The organism is Kitasatospora sp. SC0581 (assembly GCF_048159585.1).
In the GTDB taxonomy this organism is placed as follows: Bacteria; Actinomycetota; Actinomycetes; order Streptomycetales; family Streptomycetaceae; genus Kitasatospora.
In genome coordinates, this window is sequence record NZ_JBLRWA010000017.1 from 30273 (window position 1) to 48213 (window position 17941).

Annotated in this window: 17 protein-coding genes; 6 read left to right on the top strand and 11 right to left on the bottom strand. The window is 73.0% G+C overall.

Features of this window, described 5'->3' with window-relative positions; all coding sequences use genetic code 11:
* The first annotated feature begins 208 nt into the window (after positions 1–208).
* Positions 209–1123 carry a polysaccharide deacetylase family protein gene (locus ACLWS4_RS23875; RefSeq protein ID WP_380779388.1) on the top strand — a complete coding sequence of 305 codons (915 nt, stop codon included), beginning with the start codon at positions 209–211 and terminating at the stop codon, positions 1121–1123.
* A 42-nt stretch (positions 1124–1165) separates the two neighbouring features.
* On the opposite strand, the gene ACLWS4_RS23880 is transcribed toward ACLWS4_RS23875, so the two are convergent.
* The gene (locus tag ACLWS4_RS23880) at positions 1166–1984 is read right to left on the bottom strand and encodes an SDR family NAD(P)-dependent oxidoreductase (protein WP_074002350.1); all 819 of its coding nucleotides are present in this window, start codon (positions 1982–1984) and stop codon (positions 1166–1168) included.
* Between the two features lie 305 nt (positions 1985–2289).
* Between ACLWS4_RS23880 and ACLWS4_RS23885 the strand changes: the two genes are divergently transcribed.
* The gene (locus ACLWS4_RS23885) at positions 2290–3159 is read left to right on the top strand and encodes a 3-hydroxybutyryl-CoA dehydrogenase (RefSeq protein WP_074002349.1); all 870 of its coding nucleotides are present in this window, start codon (positions 2290–2292) and stop codon (positions 3157–3159) included.
* A gap of 72 nt (positions 3160–3231) precedes the next feature.
* On the opposite strand, the gene ACLWS4_RS23890 is transcribed toward ACLWS4_RS23885, so the two are convergent.
* The 8 genes from ACLWS4_RS23890 to infC all read right to left on the bottom strand — a co-directional run bounded on the left by ACLWS4_RS23890 (position 3232) and on the right by infC (position 11882).
* Positions 3232–4074: a chitosanase gene (locus tag ACLWS4_RS23890; protein WP_388045007.1), complete on the bottom strand. Its 843-nt coding sequence runs from the start codon at positions 4072–4074 to the stop codon at positions 3232–3234.
* A 251-nt stretch (positions 4075–4325) separates the two neighbouring features.
* The gene (gene pheT, locus ACLWS4_RS23895) at positions 4326–6827 is read right to left on the bottom strand and encodes a phenylalanine--tRNA ligase subunit beta (RefSeq protein ID WP_380741460.1); all 2502 of its coding nucleotides are present in this window, start codon (positions 6825–6827) and stop codon (positions 4326–4328) included.
* On the bottom strand, positions 6827–7948 hold the full coding sequence (gene pheS, locus ACLWS4_RS23900) for a phenylalanine--tRNA ligase subunit alpha (protein WP_049649868.1): 1122 nt from the start codon (positions 7946–7948) through the stop codon (positions 6827–6829). Before pheS ends, pheT begins: the two co-directional genes overlap by 1 nt.
* A gap of 172 nt (positions 7949–8120) precedes the next feature.
* The gene (locus ACLWS4_RS23905) at positions 8121–9224 is read right to left on the bottom strand and encodes a sensor histidine kinase (RefSeq protein WP_049649869.1); all 1104 of its coding nucleotides are present in this window, start codon (positions 9222–9224) and stop codon (positions 8121–8123) included.
* A 117-nt stretch (positions 9225–9341) separates the two neighbouring features.
* Positions 9342–10208: a TrmH family RNA methyltransferase gene (locus ACLWS4_RS23910; RefSeq protein WP_416875190.1), complete on the bottom strand. Its 867-nt coding sequence runs from the start codon at positions 10206–10208 to the stop codon at positions 9342–9344.
* 100 nt (positions 10209–10308) lie between these two features.
* Positions 10309–10704, bottom strand: coding sequence for a 50S ribosomal protein L20 (gene rplT, locus ACLWS4_RS23915; RefSeq protein WP_030055649.1), 396 nt, complete (start codon positions 10702–10704; stop codon positions 10309–10311).
* 109 nt (positions 10705–10813) lie between these two features.
* Complete coding sequence (rpmI, locus tag ACLWS4_RS23920; protein ID WP_030055648.1) at positions 10814–11008, bottom strand: 50S ribosomal protein L35; 195 nt, start codon at positions 11006–11008, stop codon at positions 10814–10816.
* A gap of 142 nt (positions 11009–11150) precedes the next feature.
* The gene (infC, locus tag ACLWS4_RS23925) at positions 11151–11882 is read right to left on the bottom strand and encodes a translation initiation factor IF-3 (RefSeq protein WP_074002347.1); all 732 of its coding nucleotides are present in this window, start codon (positions 11880–11882) and stop codon (positions 11151–11153) included.
* 446 nt (positions 11883–12328) lie between these two features.
* On the opposite strand from infC, the gene ACLWS4_RS23930 reads away from it, so the two are divergent.
* Positions 12329–12706 (top strand): DUF1844 domain-containing protein, encoded by a 378-nt coding sequence (locus ACLWS4_RS23930; RefSeq protein WP_049649872.1) that lies wholly within the window; start codon positions 12329–12331, stop codon positions 12704–12706.
* 68 nt (positions 12707–12774) lie between these two features.
* Here ACLWS4_RS23930 and ACLWS4_RS23935 read toward each other — a convergent pair whose 3' ends face one another.
* Complete coding sequence (locus tag ACLWS4_RS23935; protein WP_074002346.1) at positions 12775–13548, bottom strand: SseB family protein; 774 nt, start codon at positions 13546–13548, stop codon at positions 12775–12777.
* A 102-nt stretch (positions 13549–13650) separates the two neighbouring features.
* Between ACLWS4_RS23935 and ACLWS4_RS23940 the strand changes: the two genes are divergently transcribed.
* The 3 genes from ACLWS4_RS23940 to ACLWS4_RS23950 all read left to right on the top strand — a co-directional run bounded on the left by ACLWS4_RS23940 (position 13651) and on the right by ACLWS4_RS23950 (position 16508).
* A complete protein-coding gene (locus tag ACLWS4_RS23940) occupies positions 13651–14874 on the top strand; it encodes an amino acid deaminase/aldolase (protein WP_074002345.1) in 1224 nt (407 codons plus the stop codon).
* A gap of 58 nt (positions 14875–14932) precedes the next feature.
* Positions 14933–15352, top strand: coding sequence for a hypothetical protein (locus ACLWS4_RS23945; RefSeq protein WP_049649875.1), 420 nt, complete (start codon positions 14933–14935; stop codon positions 15350–15352).
* Positions 15353–15593: 241 nt separating this feature from the next.
* On the top strand, positions 15594–16508 hold the full coding sequence (locus ACLWS4_RS23950) for a lytic polysaccharide monooxygenase auxiliary activity family 9 protein (RefSeq protein ID WP_049649876.1): 915 nt from the start codon (positions 15594–15596) through the stop codon (positions 16506–16508).
* Between the two features lie 140 nt (positions 16509–16648).
* On the opposite strand, the gene ACLWS4_RS23955 is transcribed toward ACLWS4_RS23950, so the two are convergent.
* Positions 16649–17809: a DUF2510 domain-containing protein gene (locus ACLWS4_RS23955; protein ID WP_416875191.1), complete on the bottom strand. Its 1161-nt coding sequence runs from the start codon at positions 17807–17809 to the stop codon at positions 16649–16651.
* Positions 17810–17941: the final 132 nt, after the last annotated feature.

The following is a 17941-nucleotide window of genomic DNA, read 5'->3' on the forward strand; positions in this document are numbered from 1 at the left end:
TGTCCGCCCCCAATGCGCCATGCCGGAAGAGTTCGGCCACCGCCCGTCCTCACGCGGTGCGCGGTGATCGTATCCAAGGACACGCCGTGGAAACAGCGGGAGTTCAGGTTTACGCAACACCCGGTGACGGAGTGTGTGCACGTCAAGAAGGGTCCGGACGCTCGGCCCGGATCGCCCGCCCGAGCCGTCCTCTCTATGCTGGCTGCCGATGACTGCCGACCGCCGCAGCGTGCTGCGCACCACCGCCCGACTCGCCGCCCTCGCCGCCACCGGGGGGCTGCTGGCTGCCTGCGGCACCGGCACGCTCCGCCGGGCCGACCCGGGGGCGCTCGCCGCGCACCCCGGCACGGTGGACCCGCAGCACACCACCGACCCGGCCTGGAACGGCGGCGAGGGCCCGGCCTCCCCCGAGCCCACCGCCCCGGCGGAGCCCCGGCCCGACGCCGAGCCGACCGCCGCCGCGGCCGCCGCCCAGCCCAGCGCCCCGCCGGCCCCGCCCGCGCTGCCGCCGCTCGCGCCCGGCACCCCGGTCGAGGTCGCGTACGGGCCGCGCACCGGGAAGAACGTGGCGCTCACCGTCCACGGCAGCGGCGACCCGAAGCTGGCCACCGCCCTGCTGGAGATCGCCGAGCAGCGCGGCGCCAAGCTGACCGTGATGGTCGTCGGCAGCTGGCTCGACCAGCAGCCGCAGATGGCCCGGCGGATCCTGGACGGCGGCCACGAGCTGGGCAACCACACCCAGAACCACCTCAACATCTCCGCCATGACACCGGACCAGGCGCGCGCCGAGATCGCCCAGTGCGCGGAGCGCCTGCAGCGGCTCACCGGCTCGATCGGCCGCTGGTTCCGGCCCTCCGCCGCGCAGTACGCCACCCCGATGGTGCGCGAGCAGGCCAAGGCGGTCGGGTACGAGCACGTGCTGTCCTTCGACGTCGACCCGCGCGACTACAACGACCCCTCGGCCGCCGAGCTGCAGCGCCGGGTGCTGAACTCGGTGCGCGGCGGCTCGGTGGTGGCGCTGCACATGGGGCACCAGTGCACGGTGGACGCGATGCCCGGTGTCCTGGACGGCCTGGCCAAGGCGGGGCTCAAGCCGGTGACCGCCAGCCAGCTCTGCGCCTGAGCGGCCGGGACCGGTCTGACGGACCCCGGGGAACGCCCCAGGTCAGACCATCGGATCGTCGTCCTTGTACGGGCGCAGCCGCAGCGTACGGGCGTCCGCGGCGCGGATCGCGTCCGCCCGGTTGACCAGCTCCTCCAGGTCGTCCCGGCCGGCGTGGATGAACCGCCCGTGCAGTCCGTCGAAGCGGCCCCGGGCGGCGTCCACGGTGACCGCGACCATGTACGGGATGGAGCCCCAGGTCGTCGTCTCCTTGAACATCGGCATCCCGGCGGTCATGTCGGTGGCCACCGCGCCCGGGCTGACGTCGAGGACCACGACGCCGTTGCGGGCGAGCGAGTCCGCCATGTTGTCGGAGAGCTGGAGCAGCGCGCCCTTGGACGTGGCGTACGCGGTGTAGTTGCCGTCCGGGCGCAGCGCGAAGCCGGAGTTGAGGTTGACCACCCGGCCGCTCCGGCGGGCGACCATGCCGGGGAGCACGCAGCGCAGCAGGTTGTAGGGGCCGCGCAGGTTGGTCTCGATCACCTGCCACCACTGGTTCGCGTCGGTCTCCCAGATCGGCACCTCGGCGCGGTCGACCAGGCCGGCGTTGTTGACCAGCAGGTCGATCGGCCCGAGGTCGCGCTCGACCAGCCGGACGGCCTCGCGCACCGAGCCGGGGCGGGTGACGTCAGCGGTCACGGCGACGCCCCGGGAGCCGCGCTTGACGCACTCCTTGAGCGTGTCGGTCAGCGTCTCGTGGGTGCGGCCGACCAGGCCGACGGACATCCCCTCGGCGGCCAGGCCGATGGCGAGCTCCCGGCCGATGCCCCGGCCCGCGCCGGTGATCAGGGCGACCTGTCCTGCGAGCGATCCCGTCGACACCCTGTGCTCCCTTCACGTCCCCGGCCCTGTCCGCGTCCGCCCCCGGCCCCGTCTGCGGCATTCTGTCGGCAGCCGGGCGGAGCGGGCCCCGGGCACACGGGTCCGGGGCCGCTGCCTCACTCGTTCGGGTGAAGCCCGACCCTGGCACTACGCCGGGGAGGGGGTGACCTACTGGCCGGTACGGAGTAGTAACGTCGTCGGGGCGGTGACCGGTGCACCCATTCCGGCACACCGGCCCGTCGTCCAGCAGCTCGCTGGGCCACCCGAAAGCTGGGCGACCCCCAGCACCGTCGAAGGGCAACTGAGTGAGTGACATCGCGCGCGTCGGAGTGATCGGCTGCGGTCTGATGGGGTCGGGCATCGCCGAGGTCTTCGCCCGGGCCGGGCTGGACGTCCTGGTGTCGGAGGCCAGCGGTGAGGCGCTGGAGTTCGGCCGCACCCGGCTGACCAACTCCCTGGAGACGGCGGTCAAGCGGGGCAAGCTGAGCCCCGAGCAGCGGGACGAGGCGCTGGCCCGGCTGTCCTTCACCGTCGAGCTCTCCGACTTCGCCGACCGCGACCTGGTGGTCGAGGCCGTCGCCGAGCGCGAGGACATCAAGGTCAAGATCTTCGAGACCCTGGACCGGGTGGTCGAGCGCCGCGACGCGATCCTCGCCTCCAACACCTCCTCGATCCCGATCGTGAAGCTGGCCGCCGCCACCACCCGCCCGGAGCAGGTGATCGGCCTGCACTTCTTCAACCCGGCGCCGGTGCAGAAGCTGGTCGAGGTCATCCCGACCCTGACCACCTCGGCGACCACCACCGAGCGGGTCGAGGCCTTCGCCTCCCAGGTGCTCGGCAAGGAGCCGATCCGCGCCCGCGACCGGGCCGGCTTCGTGGTCAACGCGCTGCTGGTGCCGTACCTGCTGTCCGCGGTGCGGATGTTCGAGACGGGCGTGGCCACCGCCTCCGACATCGACAAGGGCATGGAGGCCGGCTGCGCCCACCCGATGGGCCCGCTGCGGCTGTGCGACCTGATCGGCCTGGACACCATCGTCTCGATCGCCGAGTCGATGTACGACGAGTACAAGGAGCCGCTGTACGCCGCTCCCCCGCTGCTCTCCCGGATGGTCGACGCGGGCCTGCTGGGCCGCAAGTCCGGCCGGGGCTTCTACGACTACACCGCGAGCGCCTGACACCCCGGCGCGCGCGAACGGCGGGGCCCGGCGGCTGTGAACCAGCCGCCGGGCCCTTTCGCCGTGCCGGCGTCAGCTGTTGATGGCGTAGCTGTCGCCGTAGACCTTCCACTTCAGCGGCGGGTTGAGGTCGAAGTTCTTGGCGTTGAGGAAGACCAGCTGCTCGGTGTCGACCCGGCTGGTGTCGGAGTGCGCCTCCTCCTTCTTCATGACCACCTTGCGGGCGTCCAGGAAGGCCTTGAGGTAGGTGGCCTCGTCGCCGCCCTGGGCGGGGGTCTTGGCCTTCTTCAGGGCGGCGGCGCGGATGCCGCCGAAGCTGTCCGAGCTGTTGCCCGGGCCGTGCATGACGATGGCGTCGTAGTAGGCGAACTGGCCGAGCGCGCGCAGGCCGTCGCTCTTGGCCTGGTTGACGGCGGGGTTGAAGTACACCCGGTCGCGCTCGTCGTTCTGGGCCTGCTGGAAGACGGTGTCCTTGGCGGCGGTGGCCCAGTCCTTCTCGAACGCGGAGCCCAGCCCGGCGTGCGACTCGCTGCCGTTGACCTTCTTCAGGGCCGGCAGGTACTTGGCCAGGATGTTGCCGGGCTTGAGGTCGGTGTAGTGCTGGACCAGGTCCAGCATGTCACCGGTGCCGGAGCAGAAGCCGATGATGCCGGCGGTGTAGCCGCGGCCGTCCTTGATGTCCTCGATGTACTTGTACTGGGCCTTCCAGTCCAGCGACGAGTTCTCCGCGCTGGACACCAGCTGCATGGCGATGTCCTTCTTGTGCGGGTCGTCCAGCCCGACGCCCTTGAGCTGGACGGCGGCGGCGGGCGACGGGGCGGCCTGGGCCGCCGAGGTGGCCGCGAGGGTCAGCGGCGCGGCCACCAGGGCGGCGGCGAGGGCGATGCGGAGGGCACGACGGGGCTGAGGGCGCATGGGACGCTCCGATTCCTCGTGGGGTTAGGAAACTTTCCTAACGAGAAAAAGGAAACGCTCTCGGCCCGGCTCCCGCAAGGGTTTTGACCGAACCTCTTCAAGAGATCTTGAAGGCCGGCGGCCGGTTCGCGACGCCCGGGCGACCGTCCGGTCGAGCCGGGGAAACGGCCGGGACAACACCGGGGAAACGGAGAGGGCCCCGCCCCCGGACTCGTGGTCCGGGGGCGGGGCCCTCCTCGGGCGCTGCCGCGTCAGGCGCCGCGCAGCACCGCGCCGGTGCGGGCGACGGCCTCGGCGACGGCCGCCTCACGGGCGGCGGTGGCCTCGTCGGCGGTCAGGGTGCGGTCGACCGCGCGGAAGCGCAGCGCGTACGCCAGCGACTTCCGGCCCTCGCCGACCTGCTCGCCGGTGAACACGTCGAACAGCCGGATGGCCTCCAGCAGTTCGCCCGCGCCGGCCCGCAGCGCGGCCTCGACCTCGGCCGCCGGGACGGCGGTGTCGACGATCAGCGCGACGTCCTGGGTGGCCACCGGGAAGCCGGAGACCGCCGGGCCGTTGACGCGCTCGGCGCCGTCCGCCGTCAGCAGGTCGATGTCGATCTCCATCGCGGCGGTACGGGCCGGCAGCCCGAGCGCCTTGACCACCCGCGGGTGCAGCTCACCGGCGTGGCCGACCACCCGGTCGGTGCCGGCCACCAGCAGCTCGGCGCAGCGGCCCGGGTGCCACGGCGCCAACTGGCCCTGGCGGACGGTCAGTTCGACGCCGGCCGCACGGGCCACCGTGCGGGCCGCCTCGACGGCGTCCGCCCAGGAGGCCTGGGAGCCCTTGCCCCACCAGCCCGACGGCAGCCGCTCGCCCGCGAGGGCGACGGCGATCCGGCGCGGCTGGTCCGGCAGCGCGGCGTCCAGCGCGGCCAGCTCCTCGTCGCTGGGCCGGTGGTCGACCGCCGGACGCGGGGCCACGCTCAGCTCGTCCTTGGGCAGGAAGACCGTGCCGGTCTCGAAGACCGCCAGGTCGGTGTTGCCCCGGCCGACGTTGCGGCGCAGCGCGCCGAGCAGGCCCGGCAGCAGCGTGGTGCGCAGCGCCGGCTCCTCGTCGTTCAGCGGGTTGACCAGCTTCACCGTGCGGCGGCGCCGGTCGTCCGCCTCCAGGCCGAGCGCCTCGAAGGCGGGCTCGCCGAGGAACGGGTAGTTGTTGACCTCGACGTAGCCGGCCGCGGCCAGCGCGACGCCGATCCGACGGTGCACCCGCTGGGCCTCGGTCAGACCCTTGCCCGGGGGGACGTTGGGCATCCGGGCGGGGACGTTGTCGTAGCCCTCCAGCCGGATGACCTCCTCGGCGAGGTCGTACGGGTCCGTGAGGTCGGGCCGCCAGGTCGGCGGGGTGACCTCCAGGACGTCGGCGCCGGAGACCGAGCAGCCGATCTCCTGCAGGCGCCGGGTGACGGTCTCGCGGCCGTACCCGGTGCCGGCGACCCGGTCGGGCAGGTCGGCGGCGATGGTGATGGTCCGCACCGGGTGCGGGGCCGCGATGTCGGTGACCCCGGCCTCGGCGGTGCCGCCGGCGATCAGGACCAGCAGGTCGACGGCGCGCTGCGCGGCGGCGCGGGTGGCCTCCGGGTCGACGCCGCGCTCGAAGCGCTTGGACGCCTCGGAGGGCAGCTTGTGCCGCTTGGCGCTGCGGGCGATGGCGACCGCGTCGAAGTGCGCCGCCTCGATGATCACCTCGGTGGTGCCCGGGCCTGCGGCCGGGTCGAGGATCTCGGTGGAGGCGCCGCCCATCACGCCGGCCAGGCCGATCGGGCCGCTGTTGTCGCAGATCAGCAGGTCCTCGGCGGAGAGCTTGCGCTCGACCCCGTCGAGGGTGGTCAGGGTCTCGCCCTGCGCCGCCCGGCGGACCGTGATCGGGCCGTCCACGCGCTGCTTGTCGTAGGCGTGCAGCGGCTGGCCGACCTCCAGCATCACGTAGTTGGTGATGTCGACGGTCAGCGAGATCGGGCGGATGCCCGACTTCTGGAGCCGGCGCTGCAGCCAGATCGGGGACTTGGCGTTCGGGTCGACGCCGACGACCGTACGGGCCACGAAGCGGTCGCAGCCGGTCTGGTCGTTGACCTTCACCAGGTAGCCGAAGGAGTTCGCCGGCGGCACGTCGAGCAGCGCCGGGTCGGCCAGCGGCAGCCCGTACGCGGCGGCGGCCTCACGGGCCACACCGCGCATGGACAGGCAGTAGCCGCGGTCCGGGGTGACGGCGATGTCGAGCACCTCGTCGACGAGCTGGAGCAGCTCGATGGCGTCGGTGCCGGGCTCGTACTCCGGCGGGAGCACGATGATGCCGTTGTGGTCGTCGCCCATGCCCAGCTCGCGGGCGGAGCAGATCATGCCGGCCGAGGTGTGGCCGTAGGTCTTGCGGGCCGCGATCGGGAACGGGCCGGGCAGGACGGCGCCCGGGAGCACGACCACGACCTTGTCGCCGACGGCGAAGTTGGTCGCACCGCAGACGATCTCCTGCGGGTCGCCGGTGCCGTTGGCGTCGCCGACGTTCACGAAGCAGTGCCGGATCGGCTTCTTGAAGCCGGACAGCTCCTCGATGGAGAGCACCTCGCCGACCACCAGCGGGCCCTTGAAGTCCGCGCCGATCTGCTCGACGGTCTCGACCTCCAGGCCGGCCCGGACCAGGCGCTCCGCGACGTCACGGCCGGTCTCGCCGGCCGGCAGGTCGACGTACTCGCGCAGCCAGGAAAGCGGGACGCGCATCAGATCTCCATCCCGAACGGGAGGGTGAAGCGGACGTCACCCTCGACCATGTCGCGCATGTCGGCGACGTTGTGACGATTCATCAGGATCCGCTCCAGGCCCAGGCCGAAGGCGAACCCGCTGTAGCGGTTCGGGTCGACACCGCAGGCGACCAGCACCCGCGGGTTGACCACGCCGCAGCCGCCGAGCTCGATCCAGCCCTCGGAGGAGCAGGTCCGGCAGGGGCGGTCCGGGTTGCCGACGCTCTCGCCGCGGCACACGAAGCACTGGAGGTCGATCTCCGCGCTCGGCTCGGTGAACGGGAAGTACGACGGGCGCCAGCGCAGCTCCAGGCCGCCGCCGATCAGCTTCTCGACCAGCACCTCGATGGTGCCCTTGAGGTCCGCGAAGGTGATGCCCTCGTCCACCGCGAGGCCCTCGACCTGGCGGAAGACCGGGGTGTGGGTGGCGTCCAGCTCGTCCGTCCGGTAGACCCGGCCGGGGCAGACCACGTAGAGCGGGGGCTCGCGGTCGAGCATGGTGCGGGCCTGGACCGGGGAGGTCTGGGTGCGCAGCACCACGCCGGAGTCGGCGGAGCCGTCCGGGGCCTGGACCCAGAACGTGTCCTGCATCGAGCGGGCCGGGTGGTCCGGGCCCAGGTTGAGGGCGTCGAAGTTGAGCCACTCGGCCTCGACCTCGGGGCCCTCCGCGACCTGGTAGCCCATCGCGACGAAGGTGTCCTCGATGCGCTCGGCCATGGTGGTCAGCGGGTGCCGGGCGCCGCGCGGGGCGCGGTCGTACGGCAGCGTGACATCCACCGCCTCCTCGACCAGCACGCGGGCGTCCCGCTCCGCCTCCAGCTCGGCCTGCCGCTGGGCGAGGGCCTTGTTGACCGCCCCGCGGGCCTGACCGATCAGCTTTCCGGCGGCCGCCTTGGCGTGCGGGGGCAGGGCCCCGATCTCGCGATTGGCGAGCGAGAGCGCGGAGCGGTCGCCGGTGTGGGCGACCTTGGCCTGCTTCAGCTCGTCCAGGGAGCCGGCGGCGGCGAACGCGGCGACCGCCTCGTCCCGCGCCTGCTCCACCACCTCGGGCTTGAGGGCCTCGACCTCGACCGGGTCGTACGACTTGTTGGGTGCCGACATCTCTATCTTTCCCGTGCTCCTGCTCGTCCGTGCTCAAGGTCTTTGGGCCAACGCCAAAGGTCGAGTGTAGTCGCAGCGTGTATCACCGCTGCCGCGAAGCCCGTCCGGGGGGAACGACGTCCGACCTGCTCGGGATCCCGAAGCAGGCTGTGCTTGGCGTTCACGCACTTTCTCAGAGCATGAAGTCGGGCACCCCGGCGGGCAGGATAAATCGGAACCGGGCGCCGCCGCCGGGCGCGCGGTCGACGCGAATCGAGCCGCCGTGGGCCTCCACGATGCCCTTGACGATGTAGAGGCCCAGGCCCGTACCGCCGCGCTTGGAGCCGCGCCAGAAGCGGGTGAAGACGCGCGGCACCGCCTCCTCGGGGATGCCGCTGCCTTCGTCGCTCACGGTGACCGCCGTACCTTCCACGATGCGGGGCGGGGTGCCGTTGCGCTCCCAGACGGGCGCCTCGACGACCTCCTTGGCCGGTGCCACCTCGATCGTGACAGTTCCCTCACCGTGCCGCACCGCATTTTCCAGCAGGTTGGCCAGCACCTGGTCGACCTTGTCCGGGTCGGCCCACAGGACGGTCAGCGGCTCGCTGATCCGGATGTCGAAGCGGTCCTCGGGGATGCCGGTGGCGACCTTGCGCTCGACGTGCCGGCGCACCGCCGCCGCCAGGTCCACCACCTGCTTGCGCAGCTCCAGCCGACCGGCGTCGATCCGGGAGATGTCCAGCAGCTCGGCGATCAGCCGGGTGACCCGGTCGGCGTCGGCGTCCACGGTCTCCAGCATCAGCCGCTTCTGCCCGTCGGTGAACCGCTCCCACTTGGCCAGCAGCGTCGCCGTGAAGCCCTTGACGCTCGTCAGCGGGGAGCGCAGCTCGTGCGCCACGGTGGCGATCAGCTCGGCGTGGCTGCGCTCGGTGCGGCGCCGGGCCTCGGTGCCGCGCAGCGCGATCACCAGGCGCTCCAGCGGCCCGCCCGGGGCGCCGCGCACGTACCGGGCGGAGACCAGCACCTCACGCCCGCCGGGCAGCAGCAGGTTGCGCTCCGGCTGGCCGGTGCGGATGGCCAGGCCGCCGTACGGGTCGGTCAGCTGCCACCAGCGGCGGCCGTCCAGGTCCTCCAGCGGGAGGGCGTCCTCCAGCCCGCTGCCGAGCGCGGCCTGCGGGAGCACGCCGGTGAGCCGGGCCGCGGCCCGGTTGAAGCAGACCACCCGGCCCAGCGCGTCGGCGACCACCAGGCCGTCCGGCAGGTCGTCCGGGTCGAGCTCTGGCCCGCTGCCGACCATGGGTTGCCTCCCCGATTACCCACCGTGCCGTTCCCCCCACAGAGGCAGACCCTAGCGTCTCCCAGGCGGGTGTAGTAGGGCTTGCAACGGGGAGATCCCGGTGCGCCCCCGGGTGCGTCAGGTGTTCGAGCGGCAGCCGCCGGGCGAACGCTGCGCCCGGGCCGAGGCGTACAGGCAGACGGCCGCGGCCGTGGCCAGGTTGAGGCTCTCGGCGTGGCCGTGGATCGGAACGCGCACGACCTCGTCGGTGAGCGCGCGGGTCTCCTCCGGAAGCCCCCACGCCTCGTTGCCGAACACCCATGCGCCGGGCGCGCCCAGCGTGCCCTCGTCCAGCTCCTGGTCCAGGTCCCGCTCCCCCGCGCCGTCCGCGGCGAGCACCCGGACACCGGCCTCGCGCAGCCTCCCGACGGCCTCCTCGACCGGCACGCCGACCGCCACCGGCAGGTGGAACAGGCTGCCCACGGAGGCCCGGACGGCCTTCGGGTTGTAGAGGTCCACCGAGGCGTCGGTCAGCACCACGGCGTCCGCGCCGGCCGCGTCGGCGGTGCGCAGCACCGTGCCGGCGTTCCCGGGGTCGCGCACGTGGGCGAGGACCGCGACCAGCTTGGGGCGGGCCCTGAGCACCTCGTCGAACGGGGTGTCGATGAAGCGGCAGAGCGCCACGATGCCCTGCGGGGTCACGGTGTCGCAGATGTCGGCGATCACCTCGTCGGTGGCGGTCAGCACCGGCAGCCCCTCCGCCAGGGCCGCCCCGACGATGCCGGCGTGCCGCTCGGCGGCCTCCTGGGTCGTGTAGACCTCGACCACGGCGTGCTCGCCGCTGCCCGGCAGCCTGCCGAAGGCGACGGCCTCCCGGACGGCCTGCGGGCCCTCGACCAGGAAGCGGCGCTCCTTGCCGCGCTGGCTTCGCTTGGCCAGCCGGCGGGCGGCGACGACGCGCGGCGAGCGCAGGGAGGTCAGCAGGGGGGTGTCGGTGCTCGGCATGGTCTCGATCTCTGAGGGCGCTGAAGGAGGGGGGCGAAAGCAGGACCGGACCCGCAGGCGAGCCTGCGGGTCCGGTCAGAGCTCAACCGATCTCGGAAGATCAGGCGGCGTCCGCGGCGGCCTTCGGGGCGTTCACGTCGGCCGGCAGCGCCTTCTGGGCGACCTCGACCAGGGAGGCGAACGCACCCGGGTCGTTGACGGCCAGGTCGGCCAGCATCTTGCGGTCGATCTCGACGCTGGCGGCCTTCAGGCCCTGCACGAAGCGGTTGTAGGTGATGCCGTTGGCACGGGCCGCAGCGTTGATGCGCTGGATCCACAGCTGACGGAAGTCGCCCTTGCGCTTCTTGCGGTCGTTGAAGTTGTAGACCAGCGAGTGGGTGACCTGCTCCTTGGCCTTGCGGTACAGGCGCGAACGCTGGCCACGGTAGCCGCTGGCGCGCTCCAGGATGACCCGGCGCTTCTTGTGGGCGTTGACTGCCCGCTTGACGCGTGCCACTTGATTACTCCTTGGGTTGGACCACGGACTACTTCACGTGGTCCGTCATTCGAATGGGTCGGGAAGGATCAGCTGCCCCGCTCACGGCTCGCGCCGGGCGGGAGGGCGATCACTTGCCGAGAAGCTTCTTGATCTTCTTGGCGTCAGCGGGGGCCAGCTCGACGGTCCCGGCCAGCTTGCGGGTCAGCGTCGAGGGCTTGTGCTCCAGGAGGTGGCGGCGGCCGGCGCGCTCGCGCAGCACCTTGCCAGAGCCACTGATCTTGAAGCGCTTGCTGGCGCCACTGTGCGTCTTCTGCTTCGGCATTTCGCCGTATCTCCTCGTCAGTCCCGTCCGCGCCCGCGCGACGTGCGCCGCGCGGGCGTGAACTGGATGGATCTGCGGTGACCGGGCGGGACGCCCCGTCACCCTGGGGGCCGGTCTCCCGGGCCTCCTGGCCGGTGAGGGCTCAGGCGCCCTGGGAGGCGGCCGGCTGCTCGACCGGAGCGTCGGCCTCGACGGCCGGCGCCTCGGCCGGGGCGTCCTCGGCCTCGGTCACGACGTCCTCGACGTCGGTCACGACGTCCTCGTCCTCGATGTCCGCAGCGGCGTCGGGGCCGCCGGTGCGGCCCTGACGCTCGGCCTTGCGGGCGTCCGCGAGGGCGCGGGCCTCGGCCATCGCCTCGGTCTTCTTCTTGTGCGGGCCAAGAACCATGATCATGTTACGGCCGTCCTGCTTGGGCGAGGACTCGACGAAGCCCAGGTCCTGGACGTCGTCGGCGAGCCGCTGGAGCAGACGGAAGCCCAGCTCGGGGCGGGACTGCTCACGACCGCGGAACATGATCGTGATCTTGACCTTGTCGCCCTGCTTGAGGAACCGGACGACGTGACCCTTCTTGGTGTCATAGTCGTGCGGGTCGATCTTCGGCCGGAGCTTCATCTCCTTGATGACCGTGTGCGCCTGGTTCTTGCGCGCCTCACGGGCCTTCATGGCCGACTCGTACTTGAACTTGCCGTAGTCCATGAGCTTGCACACCGGCGGCCGGGCGGTCGCCGCGACCTCGACCAGGTCGAGGTCGTACTCCTGCGCGAGCTCCAGCGCCTTGGCAAGCGGCACGATGCCGACCTGCTCGCCGCTGGGACCGACGAGTCGCACCTCGGGGACGCGAATCCGGTCGTTGATGCGGGGCTCGGTGCTGATGGGGCCTCCTCGGTTGCACCTTCTGCGATGCGGCCGTCGGACGGCGGTCGCACGTAGTGGACTCGACCACTGGGCGGGGCTTCATTCGTGCTGCGCTGTCCGGCTACGTACACCGCCACACGAAAAAAGCCCCGCTCGGTACAAGCGGGGCTCCACACAACCGGGGGCTGCGCCCGGTGAGGGGCGCTGCGGCGACTCGGCGCCAGGGGCGCCCATCGCGGACCGGGACCCGTCGGCCGCGAGGCCGACAAGGTGGGAGACTTTCGCGGTTGCCCTCTCGGGCCTCCTCAGTGGAGCCTCCACTTGCTGGCCGAGTGCCCATACGGGATCCCGGCCGGTCAGTCTCGAAGCTTACAGCGTCACGCGGTCGAACGCTATTCCGCCCCGGCACGGACCCCCTTGTACGCTCCACGTGTACCCACACGGCACAACGGAACGAGCCACCCTTGAGCAGCGAGCCCACCCAGAACCCCGGCGCGGACGACGACGCGATCGGCTTCGACGACCTCACCCGCGACATCGCCGAGGTCCCGGCCGTCGAGGTGATCACCACCGTCGCCGTGCACCTGATGAGCGCCGCCGCGGTCAAGTGCGGTCTCGCCGAGGGCGGCGACAAGGACAAGGACCTGGACGAGGCCCGCAAGCTGATCACCGCGCTCGCCGGGCTGGTCACCGCCGGCGCCCCGGAGATCAGCAACTTCCACGCCGCGCCGCTGCGGGACGGGCTGCGCTCGCTCCAGCTCGCGTTCCGCGAGGCGTCCGTCGTCCCGGACGCGCCGGGCGCGGGGCCGGGCGAGAAGTTCACCGGGCCGGTCTACTCCTGACGTCCGGACCGCGAAAAGGGGGAGGTCAGCCTACTAGTCTAGTAGGCTGACCTCCCCCTTTTCGCTTCCTACCGCTTGTAGAGCGGCTCCCCCGGCAGCTCCGCACCGGCCGGCAGCACCGCGAGGTCCAGCCCCCGGTCCAGCCGCACCCGCAGCACCGGGTCGGCGGCCACGGCCTGTCCGACCCGCTGGGCGGCCGCCTGCAGCCCGGCCTGGTCCAGCGCCGGGTCGAAGACCACCGCGAGCACCCCGTCCGAGTCCTCCGAGGCCGCCAGCAGCCCGGTGACCACCTGCGGCTCGGCCGCCAGCAGCCCGCGGACCGCCTCGCGCACCTCCGGGTCCCGGACCGGCGGCAGGAACGCGCGGTTCTCCGCCAGCGCCCGCAGCCGGGCACCGCTCAGCAGGAACGGCACCGGCCCGGCCGGGTCGATCAGCAGGGTGTCGGCGCGCTCCGAGAAGGCCACCATCGCGGCCTGCGGGGCCGCGGTCGGCGCCGGGCGGGCGTCGGCGCGCCAGCGGGCGAGCGAGTCGAGCGAGGTGAACGCCGGCAGCGCGCGGCGCCCGTCCGGGGCCTCCAGCACCGGGACGGCCATGTCGCTGGTCTTCTCGTGCCGGTGCCCGTTCGCGTCCACCTCGACCTCGCCGAGGATCGCGACGATCGGGACCATCAGCCGGGTGGGGGTCAGCGCCGCCAGCACCTCCGGCTCGGCCGCGCGGTCCTGCGACCAGCGGGCGAGGGCCTCGGTGAGCGCCTGGTCGGCGGTGCCGTCGTCGTCGGAGAAGCCGGGATTCGGGATGCTCTTGCCGACGAACGCCGGGTTGGAGAAGTCTTTGCGGTCCACCCGCCCGACCCTATGCCACCGCGCGCGAGCGGCCCCATTTCCCTGCACGCTCCCCGCGCACGGGGCCTACCCACCGGTAGCGCGGTGTGGCACCCTGCGGCCATGGTGATCCTCGACGCGCCCGCGACCGCACCCGCCCCGGTCTCCGACCGCCTCCGGTACGACCGCGCCACCGCCCACCTGGACGGGCCGGTGGCCGTCGTGGACCTCGCCGCGTTCGACGCGAACGCCGCCGACCTGGTCCGCCGGGCCGGCGGCAAGCCGATCCGGCTGGCCAGCAAGTCGATCCGCTGCCGGGCGCTGCTGGAACGGGCCCTCGCCGTGGACGGCTTCCTCGGGGTGATGAGCTTCACCCTGGACGAGTCGCTCTGGCTGGCCCGCACCGGCGTCCGCGACATCCTGCTCGCCTACCCCTCCGCCGACCGGGCCGGCTACGCCGAACTGACCGCCGACCCGGAGGCCGCCCGCGAGATCACCGTCGTCCTGGACGACCCGGCCCAGCTGGACCTGATCGACGCGGCCCGCGGCGGCGACGCCGAGGTGCGGGTCTGCCTGGAGCTGGACACCTCGCTGCAACTGCTCGGCGGCCGGGTCCGGGTCGGCGCCCGGCGCTCGCCGCTGCGCACCCCCGAGGACCTCGGCGCCTTCGCCGAACTCGTCCAGCGCCGCCGGGGCTTCCGGGTCGTCGGCCTGATGGCGTACGAGGGACACGTCGCCGGGGTGGGCGACCGGGTGCCCGGCCGGCCGGTGCGCTCGCAGCTGATCCGGCTGATGCAGGCCAGGTCCCGGACCGAACTGGCCGAGCGGCGCGCGGCGGCGGTCCGACGGCTGCGGCGGGTGGCCGACCTGGAGTTCGTCAACGGCGGCGGCACCGGCAGCGTGGAGTCCACCGTGGCCGAACGCGCCGTCACCGAGGTGGCGGCCGGCTCCGGGCTGTACCAGCCGCGGTTGTTCGACAACTACCGCTCCTTCCGGGGCCGCCCGGCCGCGCTGTTCGGCCAGCCGGTGGTGCGCCGCCCCGGCCTCGGCGTGGTGACCGTGCTCGGCGGCGGCTACCCGGCCTCCGGCGCGGCCGGCCCGGACCGCTCGCCGGTGCCGTACCTGCCGGCCGGGCTGCGCTACGACCCGATGGAGGGCGCCGGGGAGGTGCAGACCCCGCTGCTCGGCTCGGCCGCGGACGACCTGCTGATCGGCGACCGGGTCTGGTTCCGGCACGCCAAGGCGGGCGAGCTGTGCGAGCGCTTCGCCGAGCTGCACCTGGTCGAGGGCGACCGGGTCGTGCGGACGGTGCCGACGTACCGGGGCGAGGGGAAGACGTTCCTCTGACGCTTCGTCCGCCTTTGCCCTACCGTGGTGGCGACACTGCGAACGTGAAGGGGGCGGCATGGACGCCGAGCTCGTGCAGGAGATGGTGAGGTCCGGGGCGACCTCGGTGGCCGGACTGATGGCCACGGCCGCCTGGAACCAGGCCAGTTCGCGGATCGCCCGGCTGTTCGGGCGCGGCGAGCGGGACGAGGAGGCGAGCGCCGAGCTGGAGGTGATCCGCGCCGAGGTGCTGGAGGCCGACGGCGACGAGGAGGTCCTGGCCGACCAGGCCGCCGCCCTTCGCAACCGGCTGCGCGCGCTGTTCCGGACGAACCCGCAGGCGGCCGAGGAACTCTTCGACATCCTCCGGGAGTTCCTGCCCGGGCAGTTCGAGAAGGCGCCCGGCGGGACCTACATCATCAACACCATCAGCGGCAGCTCGACCGTCAACAGCGATCTCGTGATCCAGGCCGGCATCATCCACGACATGCGGCACTGACCTTTCCGGAGCCTTAACGGGGCCCGATGGAACGGCTAACCACGGCCGTCCGTCGGGCCTTTCTCCTGCTCCGGGGCCTACAGTCCGTCAACAAGCACAGTACGCGCGGCTATTGCCTTCTGGTCCAGACCAATCCTACGCTCTGGCCGGGAGCCGCGCGCCGGGCCGGCGGCTCCCGAACGGGCAGGCGTGCCCGTTCCCCCACGCACGCCCGGAACGACGGTCAAGGAGTCCCCACCCCATGTCCATCAAGCGAAGTGCCCTGTCCGTCGGCGTGATCGGCGCCGCGGTCGTCGCGGTGGCCGGTGCCACCGCCGGCACCGCCAGCGCCCACGGCACGATGACCAACCCCGTGAGCCGGGTCGCCGCCTGCTACGCCGAGGGCCCCGAGCACCCGGTGTCCCAGATCTGCAAGGACCTCGTCGCCGCGAGCGGCACCCAGCCGCTGTACGACTGGAACGAGGTCAACATCGCCAACGCCAACGGCAACCACCAGGCGCTGATCCCGGACGGCAAGCTCTGCTCGGCCAACCGCGACAAGTACGCGGCGCTGGACTGGCCGCGCACCGACTGGCCGGCCACCGCGGTGAAGTCCGGCGCCTTCACCTTCCAGTTCCGCACCACCGCGCCGCACGTCGGCACCCAGACCGTCTACATCACCAAGGCGGGCTACGACCCCACCAAGCCGCTGAAGTGGTCGGACCTCGACCCGACCCCGGTGGCCAAGGTGCAGGTCGACCGCAACGCCGTCAACGGCTCCTACAGCTACTCCGGCACCCTGCCGCAGCGCACCGGCCGCCAGGTGCTGTACACGGTGTGGCAGCGCAGCGACAGCCCGGAGGCCTTCTACGCCTGCTCCGACGTCGACTTCGGCGCCTCCGCCACCGCCGCGTCGGCGCTCACCGCCCAGGCCCCGGCCGCGCCCAGCGACGCCCAGATCGCGGCCGACGCCTCCAAGTCCACGGTCGCCCACCACGGCCACGGCGGGGACCCGGACTCCCCGGCCGGCCAGGTGATCCCGACCGCCTCGGCGGCCGTGGGCGGTACCTCGGCCACCGGTCCGCTGCTGCTCGCGGGTGCCGCCGCGATCAGCGTCGGCTGGGCCGGCATGGTGCTCCGGCGCCGTCGCGTCGAGGCTGTTCGACGCGACTCCTGACGCCGGGCGCGGGACCGGGCCGGCCACACCCCCGTCCGGCCCGGTTCCCGCGGCACCACCCCGCGTACGAGCGAACGGCGGCGGCCCACCCGGGAGGGGTCCCTCCCGGGTGGGCCGCCGCCGTGTGAGGAGCGCGGTGCTCAGGTGGTGGTGCCCCCGGCGCCGCCGGCGCCCGCACCGGACCCGCCGGAGCCGGGCAGCCCCGGGATGGTCGGCAGCTTGCCCTTGTAGTCGGTGATGCCCTTGACGATGGTGTCCATCACCGCGACGTCCGGCGACTTGTCGGCGATGTCGAAGCCGAAGTGCACCGAGACCAGCGACTTCCCGTCGGCGGACGGGAAGACCACGGTCTGCACGTAGCCGTTGTTGCCCTTGGGCGCGTCCACCTTCCAGCGGACCAGGTAGCCGTCCTGGCCGTTGACCTTCACGGCCTCGGACTTGAGCTCCTGGTGCCCGGTGACGTCGCCGTACGCGGCCTTGGCGGCCGCCGCGATGTCGGCCTTGGCCGCCGCCTGGGCGTCGGTGCCGCCGCCGTCGATCCGGCCGGTGTTGGCCCCGCCGAGGGAGCAGGTGCTCTTGCCGTCCACGCAGGTGTACGAGCCGACGCTGAGCATGGCGTAGCCGTCGGTGGTGGTGCCGGCCTCCCAGCCGTCCGGGACCGGCAGGGTGAGCTTGTTGACCACGTCGATCGCCTGGTCGGCGCTCGGGCGGGTCTTGCCGCCGCCGTTGCCGTTCCCGCCGCCGCCCTTCCCGCCGTTCCCGCCGTTGCCCCCGTTGCCGCCCTTGCTGTCCCCGCCCCCGCCGTTGCCGGGGTCGCCGAAGCCCGGGAGGCCGCCCCACGGGCCGTAGCCGCCGCCCTGCGGCGCCGGGCGGGCGCTGCGCGGGGCGCGGTCGCTGTGGCCGTCCACCGCGAGGTAGGTGACCCCCGCGCCGACGGCCAGGCCGAGCAGGGCGGCGACGGTGGTCGCCAGCACCAGCTTCGAGGGCTTGCGCCGGGCCTTGCGCGGCGGCCCGGCGGGCGAGCCGTAGGCGGCGCCGAAGGGCGGCGGCTCCGGGTAGCGGACGGTCGGGCCGCTCTCCAGCACCTCGCCCTCCAGCACCGTGGTCTGCCCGGCCGCTCCCGGCCCCGGGGCCGCGGCGGCCGTCGGCTCCGCCTCCGGAGCCTGCGGTGCCGGGGCGTCCGAGGGTGCGGGCCGGGTGTCGGCCGTCCAGCCCTTGCCGTCCCACCACCGCTGCGGCCTCGGGTCGCCGGTGGTGTTCTTGGGGTCCGGGTACCACCCGGCGGGAATCTGCTCGCTCACGGTAGAGAATCTAAAGGCAGCCGGATAAACGCGAAATCAGCGCGGCCCGGAATTCCCGCCGTTTTCGATGAGATTCCGGTGAGAACCCCGGCTGCGGCCCTTGTGCGGCCCTTGTGCGGCCCGACCGCCGAG